Origin of the sequence: Bacillus fungorum (genome assembly GCF_002746455.1) — a bacterium.
GTDB classification, from domain to species: domain Bacteria; phylum Bacillota; class Bacilli; order Bacillales; family Bacillaceae_G; genus Bacillus_A; species Bacillus_A fungorum.
Genome location: NZ_NWUW01000138.1, coordinates 1 through 980, shown reverse-complemented (window position 1 = coordinate 980; position 980 = coordinate 1). Strand labels below are relative to the sequence as shown.

The following is a 980-nucleotide window of genomic DNA, read 5'->3' as shown; positions in this document are numbered from 1 at the left end:
ATCACCTACAGGAACTTGCGTATCAAACAGGTATGATTCAACGAAAGCGAAAATTTCAGGCACAGGATCTTGTATCACTCTGTGTATTTTTGGGACAAACAATCAGTTCTGAGTCCCTAGTTAGTCTTTGTACAAAATTAAATGAAGCTACAGGAACTTGTCTCTCAGCTGAGGCACTTAATAAGCGTTGGAACAAGCGAACTGTAGCCTTTCTCAAAGAGTTATTTCTGTATGCCTTCCGGCAAAAAGTTTGTCCCACTAAATCGCTATCTAGTCGTTTTACACGAATTCGTATTTTGGATTCGACCTCTTTTCAGCTCCCTTCTTCCTATGCTGAAATGTATAAAGGCTTTGGCGGGGGCGGTTCTGAAGCCGGTGTGAAAATTCAATTGGAGTATGAGCTACTTTCGGGAGAATTTCTCGGAATGACAGCTGATCACGCTACTAGTAACGATGCAAAATATGGGCAGGAACGTACTAAGACTTTACAAGCTGGAGATCTCGTACTTCGCGACCTTGGATATCACGACATTGGTGATTTAGAGCGCATCTCTCTATGCGATGCTTACTATATATCTAGAATTCGTTGGAACACGCAAGTGTACCAAAAAGGGGAAGATGGAAATTGGATTTTATTACATATAGAATCCTTAACGAAGAATTTAGAAGAAGGAGAAACGCTAGAATTGCCAGAGGTATATATCGGATTAAAGTACAAGCATCGAACTCGCCTTATCTTATATCGTTTAAAGCAGAATGAATGGGCGAAGCGCTTGGAACATCATAAAAAAATGAAAAAGAAAATGCCAAAGTCTGCGAGCAAAGTAAATCTATTAGTTACCAACGCTTCGTCAGAGAAACTGCCAGCCACAGAGGTGTATGCTTTTTATTCATTACGATGGCAAGTAGAAATTCTATTTAAAACATGGAAATCTATATTTCGTATTCATGTAAGTAAAAGAATGAAACTAGAACGATTT

1 protein-coding gene is annotated in these 980 nt (G+C 39.2%); it reads left to right on the top strand.

Going from position 1 to position 980, the window contains the following annotated elements; genetic code table 11:
* A partial coding sequence (locus tag CO726_RS31090) for an IS4 family transposase (protein ID WP_099686844.1) occupies positions 1-980 on the top strand: 980 nt, incomplete at both ends.